The sequence below is a fragment of the Candidatus Obscuribacterales bacterium genome (assembly GCA_036703605.1).
GTDB lineage: Bacteria > Cyanobacteriota > Cyanobacteriia > RECH01 > RECH01 > RECH01.
In genome coordinates, this window is sequence record DATNRH010001183.1 from 1 (window position 1) to 1000 (window position 1000).

At 50.7% G+C, this 1000-nt stretch carries 2 protein-coding genes; both read left to right on the forward strand.

What is annotated here, in order from left to right:
* The coding region (locus tag V6D20_24455) for a hypothetical protein (protein HEY9818933.1) at positions 1 to 231 on the forward strand (231 nt) is incomplete at its 5' end.
* Positions 232 to 312: 81 nt separating this feature from the next.
* The coding region (locus V6D20_24460; GenBank protein HEY9818934.1) for a hypothetical protein at positions 313 to 1000 on the forward strand (688 nt) is incomplete at its 3' end.

Genomic DNA, 1000 nt, shown 5'->3' on the forward strand with positions numbered 1-1000 from the left:
CAGGGCAATATACTGCTGGAAGTAGATTTCCAAGAGGATGTGCCAGATAACCAATACCAATGGTATGTAAAAAAAACGCCAGTATTGCAAGGAACAGCCATCGAAGGAGCGACAGGAACAAGCTACCAAGCGACAAGCTCAGGCATCTACTACTATATAGTAACTAACCCTAGAGTTCCACTATTGACAATTTACAGCAAGGAGAAAGTACTATTCATCAAAAAAAGCTAGGGAAACACAGAACAGCACCAAGACTATTCAGCCATGAGCCAAAGATATAGCCTACATATAGCCTTACGCACCGTCAGCATCTTGGTGCTTATACTTCTCGGGGGTATTGATGCCTTCAGCCAGAAGCATCCTGGACGTGATGAGTCGCTGAGCCTGACCTACAGCAACAGTTATCGAACGCTCGAATCGCTGAACAGCCCCCAGAATCAGCTCCCCGACGGGGCATTATTCGCTATGCCCATCTTCCCCGAGGAAACCTGCCTTGAGGGTAGCTACCACGTTGGCTTCCGCCTGCAGCTCGATGCGGAGGCAAGGACGCCCGATTTGACTTGGACATTTGAAATGCAGGCGGCTTTATTCGCCATAGCCCCCAATGGATCCGAGCAGGAGCTCACGCCCAATGAGAGAATAGACCTGCGCATCGGCGCAGAATCGGGGACTGTACTCTCCTCATGGACTTTCGATGCCACGCCCGAAGGGATTTCATGCTCCGATGAAACCCAATATGAATGGAGGGTGTACAGCATGGGCGAACCCGCGGCCTCAATCAGCGGATATATCTCATTGGACTTCCTCTACTACCGCGTCGACCGCCTTCCGCTCTCCATGGAGAGCAATTATAGGCTAGCACACTCATACACGGCAGAAGGGAAATCCCTGCTCTCGTGGGACTATATATCAGGGGCGCAGTCATACGATTTGGAGTGGGTATTCATAGACAGGCATGACAGAGAGGCATTTGATGCGTTCGCTGCTGAATCATCAGAGG